This is a genomic window from Pseudomonas sp. p50(2008) (assembly GCF_015351605.1).
GTDB lineage: Bacteria > Pseudomonadota > Gammaproteobacteria > Pseudomonadales > Pseudomonadaceae > Aquipseudomonas.
This window is the reverse complement of the sequence record NZ_JACMYF010000025.1, coordinates 1-5,222: the sequence shown is the minus strand read 5'-3', so window position 1 is coordinate 5,222 and position 5,222 is coordinate 1. Positions and strand designations below refer to the sequence as shown.

The 5,222-nt window shown below is 60.7% G+C and carries 6 protein-coding genes and 2 pseudogenes; 5 read left to right on the top strand and 3 right to left on the bottom strand.

Going from position 1 to position 5,222, the window contains the following annotated elements:
• Nucleotides 1–687 (top strand): recombinase family protein (locus H7698_RS30915; protein ID WP_194693874.1); only part of this gene is annotated, 687 nt, incomplete at its 5' end.
• A 42-nt stretch (nucleotides 688–729) separates the two neighbouring features.
• Here H7698_RS30915 and H7698_RS30910 read toward each other — a convergent pair.
• The 3 genes and pseudogenes from H7698_RS30910 to merR all read right to left on the bottom strand — a co-directional run.
• Nucleotides 730–1,620, bottom strand: a pseudogene (locus H7698_RS30910) (IS481 family transposase); the annotation flags it as partial.
• A gap of 4 nt (nucleotides 1,621–1,624) precedes the next feature.
• A pseudogene (locus H7698_RS30905) lies at nucleotides 1,625–2,047 on the bottom strand (recombinase family protein); the annotation flags it as partial.
• Between the two features lie 120 nt (nucleotides 2,048–2,167).
• Nucleotides 2,168–2,602 carry an Hg(II)-responsive transcriptional regulator gene (gene merR / locus H7698_RS30900; RefSeq protein WP_000429838.1) on the bottom strand — a complete coding sequence of 145 codons (435 nt, stop codon included), beginning with the start codon at nucleotides 2,600–2,602 and terminating at the stop codon, nucleotides 2,168–2,170.
• Nucleotides 2,603–2,673: 71 nt separating this feature from the next.
• Between merR and merT the strand changes: the two genes are divergently transcribed.
• The 4 genes from merT to merA are packed head-to-tail and all read left to right on the top strand — an operon-like array spanning nucleotide 2,674 to nucleotide 5,206.
• A complete protein-coding gene (merT, locus tag H7698_RS30895; RefSeq protein WP_001294667.1) occupies nucleotides 2,674–3,024 on the top strand; it encodes a mercuric ion transporter MerT in 351 nt (116 codons plus the stop codon).
• 15 nt (nucleotides 3,025–3,039) lie between these two features.
• Complete coding sequence (gene merP / locus H7698_RS30890) at nucleotides 3,040–3,315, top strand: mercury resistance system periplasmic binding protein MerP (protein ID WP_000735441.1); 276 nt, start codon at nucleotides 3,040–3,042, stop codon at nucleotides 3,313–3,315.
• A 2-nt stretch (nucleotides 3,316–3,317) separates the two neighbouring features.
• Complete coding sequence (gene merF, locus H7698_RS30885) at nucleotides 3,318–3,563, top strand: mercury resistance system transport protein MerF (protein ID WP_000654684.1); 246 nt, start codon at nucleotides 3,318–3,320, stop codon at nucleotides 3,561–3,563.
• Nucleotides 3,560–5,206, top strand: coding sequence for a mercury(II) reductase (gene merA, locus H7698_RS30880; RefSeq protein WP_000136268.1), 1,647 nt, complete (start codon nucleotides 3,560–3,562; stop codon nucleotides 5,204–5,206). Before merF ends, merA begins: the two co-directional genes overlap by 4 nt.
• Nucleotides 5,207–5,222 lie beyond the last annotated feature (16 nt).

Here is a 5,222-nt window from a genome sequence, read left to right as displayed (position 1 = left end):
GGTGAATTGGCCGCTCGTAACGTTGGCCTGCAAAGTCTGAATGACCCCATCGATACCACTCACGCGCAAGGGCGCTTTGTGTTCAACCTGTTCGCTTCATTGGCAGAGTTCGAACGCGAGTTGATTCGTGAGCGCACACAGGCCGGCTTGTCCGCTGCACGGTCACGTGGTCGAGTCGGTGGCCGTCCGAAGGGGTTGCCAGCTCAAGCCGAAGCGACAGCTATGGCCGCAGAAACGCTGTACCGCGAGGGACGGTTAAGTGTGAGCGCCATTGGCAAGAAACTGCACATCTCCAAAAGTACGCTTTACCGCTACCTCCGGCATCGCGGCATAACGATCGGCGTACCCACAAAAATCTCCCTGCATCTCGACATTACAGTCCCACCGGCAGTGGACGATGCCGAACGGATCGCGACGGTCATATTGCGCCTGGCCGTCGAGAACAACAGCAAGTTCGTGCGTGGCAAAAAGCGGGCAAAAGAGAACATCGAGCGTTACTGCCTGGAACCCTATGGCATGAAGCCACTGGAGTCGGGCAACTACGCACTGAGCATTCCATATCGCAATGATGAGGCATTGGATAAGACGGTACATGATCTGCTGACCGAGATCAGCCAGGAAGCCGAGATGCGCAATTGTTTTATCGAGGCGGATGCCTGGGAAGAGGGCTCTGAGCGGAGGTGGTAAGGCTTACGTTGGTTTTTGGTTCCATTGCTCCCCAAACCCCTGATACAGCGTCTCGTGGGCTTCCTTCACCGTGCGGAAGGGGCGCTCCACTTTGCCTTTCGAGCGAGCCGTGGTGCGGGTGCCATCCTTGCCGGCCGGGATGTGTGTCTGCCATTCGATGTCCAGCGCCTGCATGACGTTCTGGAATACTCGGCGTTTGGCCACCGGGCCGTTGTCCAGGTAGATCATCTTCGGGCGGCCTTGGAAGGGAAAAGTCGGGTCCGCCTTCAGCGTCATGGCGTTGAACAGGAAGCGCAGCGCTGACTCCGCGTCCTCGCCATATACACAGTGGTACTCCTGATAGGCCACTCCGCTGCGGTCATCCACCACGCTGAACAGCATCAGCGTCGGCATGCCCCTAGCCGGATCGATCCAGTCCGGCTTATCGATGTGCTTGAGGTCGGAGGGCGACAGGTCGAACTGCCAGCAGTCATTGCTGTGCGCAGCCTGAAAGCGGGTGGCCGGTGGTTGCCGCAACAGCCGCGACTGGTCCAGGTGCCAGCGGCTTAGGTACTCGTTCACCGTGCTGCGGGTCAGAACCCCTTTGGGCGCCTTGACCAAGCCTTGCTCGGTTTCCACCCCATAGCCCTCCAGCAGCTCGATGGCACGGCGGGTAGATAGGTGCCGCCCTTGTTTGTTGGTGGTGCGCAGTTTCAGCGCGGCAATTAGCTCGCAGTAGCGCTCCAGCTCGGCCTGCTGCAATACCCGCGGCTTACCATGGTCGGCGCGGTGAGCCGCGTGGGGTTTATGGATGAGGTTCAGCGCCCGGTATACGGTGCTTGGGGACACGCCGTACAACTCGGCTATCGCGGCCACCTGAGTAATCCGTTCCGGGCTTTTCTTGGGCAGACGGTCGAGCCGCTGCCGCAACTGCATCAGCGAATCGGTCGGGATGGCTTTACGCCGCCCGCTGGGCATCACGCTCGGCCTCGGTGAGATAGTTGTAGAGCGTCGAGCGGCCGATGCCCATCATCCGACAGATTTCCGCCACGGTATGTTTCCGCTCATGGTAGAGGCGCAGGGCAAGCTCCTGCTTGGCCGGGTCGAGCCGTTTCTTGCGTCCGCCCTTGCGGCCTCGCGCCCGTGCAGCGGATAAGCCGGCTTGGGTGCGCTCGCGGATTAGGTTGCGTTCGAACTCGGCCAAGGCACCGAACAGGTGAAACACCAGGCGGCCACCAATCGAGGCGGTGTCGATGTTTTCCTGCAAGCTGCGCAAGCCGACGCCGGCGGCGTCCAATTGCTCAACCAGCCGGATCAGATCCTTCAGCGAGCGGCCGAGGCGATCCAGGCGCCAAATCACCACGGTGTCGTCACGGCGTAGCGTGTGTCACTTTCAGAAGGCGACAGCACGAAATATCAAAAGTCGACCGCGGTCTTTTCTGACGTTGGAGTCGCCTCAGAAAACGGAAAATAAAGCACGCTAAGGCGTAGTTCCCTCGGGCTACACCGCGTCCGCACTGCGCGGTTCTTTCTTCCCTTGCAGTGACGCAATCAGCGGGCAGGAAACGTTCCCCTTCCGCGCATGGCAGGCGCACACCAAATCAGACAGCACGGCCTCCATGCGCGCCAGGTCAGCCATCCTCTCGCGCACGTCCTTGAGCTTGTGCTCGGCCAGGCTGCTGGCTTCCTCGCAATGGGTGCCATCCTCCAGCCGCAGCAGCTCGGCGATCTCATCCAGGCTGAAGCCCAACCGCTGGGCTGATTTCACGAAGCGCACCCGCGTTACATCCGTCTCGCCATAGCGGCGAATGCTGCCGTAAGGCTTGTCCGGTTCCGGGAGCAAGCCCTTGCGCTGATAGAACCGGATGGTCTCCACATTGACCCCGGCCGTCCTGGCGAAAACGCCAATGGTCAGGTTCTCCAAATTGTTTTCCATATCGCTTGACTCCGTACATAACTACGGAAGTAAGCTTAAGCTATCCAATTCAGATTCGAAAGGACAAACGTATGTCTGAACCTCAAAACGGGCGCGGCGCGCTCTTCACTGGCGGGCTGGCCGCCATCCTCGCCTCGGCTTGCTGCCTCGGGCCGCTGGTTCTGATCGCCTTGGGGTTCAGCGGCGCTTGGATCGGCAACTTGACGGTGTTGGAACCCTATCGCCCCATCTTTATCGGCGTGGCGCTGGTGGCGTTGTTCTTCGCCTGGCGGCGCATCTACCGGCCGTCAGCCGCCTGCAAACCGGGTGAGGTTTGCGCGATTCCCCAAGTGCGAGCTACTTACAAGCTCATTTTCTGGGGCGTGGCCGTGCTGGTTTTGGTCGCGCTCGGATTTCCCTACGTCGTGCCATTTTTCTATTGATCACAGGAGTTCACCATGAAAAAGCTGCTTTCCGCCCTTGCCCTCGCTGCCGTTGTTGCCCCCGTGTGGGCCGCCACCCAGACCGTTACGCTGTCCGTACCGGGCATGACCTGCTCGGCCTGTCCGATCACTGTCAAGAAGGCGATTTCCAAGGTCGATGGCGTCAGTAAAGTTGACGTGACCTTCGAGACGCGCGAAGCGGTGGTCACCTTCGATGATGCCAAGACCAGCGTGCAGAAACTGACCAAGGCTACCGAGGATGCGGGCTACCCATCATCAGTCAAGAACTGATCATGAAAGACCCGAAGACACTGCTGCGGGTCAGCATCATTGGCACAACCCTCGTGGCGCTGTGTTGCTTCACCCCTGTTCTGGTCATTTTGCTCGGTGTGGTCGGCTTGTCCGCGCTGACCGGCTATCTGGACTATGTGCTGCTGCCTGCGCTGGCGATTTTCATCGGCTTGACCATCTACGCCATCCAACGAAAACGCCAAGCCGATGCCTGCTGCACCCCGAAATTCAATGGAGTAAAAAAATGACCGAAATCACCGTGAATGGCATGACCTGCACATCCTGCGCCACCCATGTCAAAGATGCTTTGGAAAAGATTCCCGGCGTGAATGCCGCTGTGGTGTCCTATCCAGAAAGCCGCGCGCAAGTCATGGCAGACACCGCCGTGAGCCACAACCAACTGCTGGCCGCCATCGCCGCATTGGGTTATCAAGGCTCGATCCGGGTTGGTGATTTCAAAGATGAACCAAAAATCCGTGATGCACTTGAGGGCGCCGGTTTGCATATCGCCATCATTGGCAGCGGCGGGGCCGCGATGGCGGCGGCGCTGAAGGCCGTCGAGCAAGGCGCGACGGTCACGCTGATCGAACGCGGCACCATCGGCGGCACCTGCGTCAATATCGGCTGTGTGCCGTCCAAGATCATGATCCGCGCTGCCCATATTGCCCATCTGCGCCGGGAAAGTCCGTTCGACGGCGGTATTGCGGCAACTGTGCCTGCGATTGACCGCAGCAAACTGCTGGCCCAGCAGCAGGCCCGTGTCGATGAACTGCGGCACGCCAAATACGAAGGCATCCTGGACGGCAATCCAGCCATCACCGTTTTGCACGGTGAAGCGCGTTTCAAGGACGACCAGAGCCTGGTCGTCCGTTTGAACGAGGGTGGCGAGCGCGAGGTAACGTTCGACCGCTGCCTGGTCGCCACCGGTGCCAGTCCGGCCGTGCCGCCGATTCCGGGCCTGAAAGAGTCACCCTACTGGACTTCCACCGAAGCGCTTGTCAGCGACACCATTCCCGCACGCCTGGCCGTGATCGGTTCGTCGGTGGTGGCGTTGGAACTGGCGCAAGCCTTTGCCCGGCTCGGCAGCCAGGTCACGATCCTGGCACGCAGCACCTTGTTCTTCCGGGAAGACCCGGCCATCGGCGAGGCCGTGACAGCCGCTTTCCGCGCCGAGGGCATCGAGGTGCTGGAGCACACGCAAGCCAGCCAGGTCGCCCATGTGAACGGCGAATTCGTGCTGACCACCGGACACGGTGAATTGCGCGCTGACAAGTTGCTGGTTGCCACCGGTCGGGCACCGAATACGCGCAGCCTCGCGCTGGACGCGGCGGGGGTCACTGTCAATGCGCAAGGGGCCATCGTTATCGACCAAGGCATGCGCACGAGCAACCCGAACATCTACGCGGCCGGCGACTGCACCGACCAGCCGCAGTTCGTCTACGTGGCAGCGGCCGCCGGCACCCGTGCCGCGATCAACATGACCGGCGGCGACGCAGCCCTCAATCTGACCGCGATGCCGGCAGTGGTGTTCACCGACCCGCAAGTCGCCACCGTGGGCTACAGCGAGGCGGAAGCGCACCACGATGGCATCGAGACCGACAGTCGCACGCTGACACTCGACAACGTTCCGCGAGCGCTTGCCAACTTCGACACACGCGGCTTCATCAAGCTGGTCATCGAGGAAGGTAGCGGACGGCTCATCGGCGTGCAGGCGGTGGCCCCGGAAGCGGGCGAACTGATCCAGACGGCGGTGCTCGCCATCCGCAACCGCATGACGGTGCAGGAACTGGCCGACCAGTTGTTCCCCTACCTGACAATGGTCGAGGGGTTGAAGCTTGCGGCGCAGACCTTCAACAAGGACGTGAAGCAGCTTTCCTGCTGCGCTGGATAAAAAAAGGAGGTTTTCA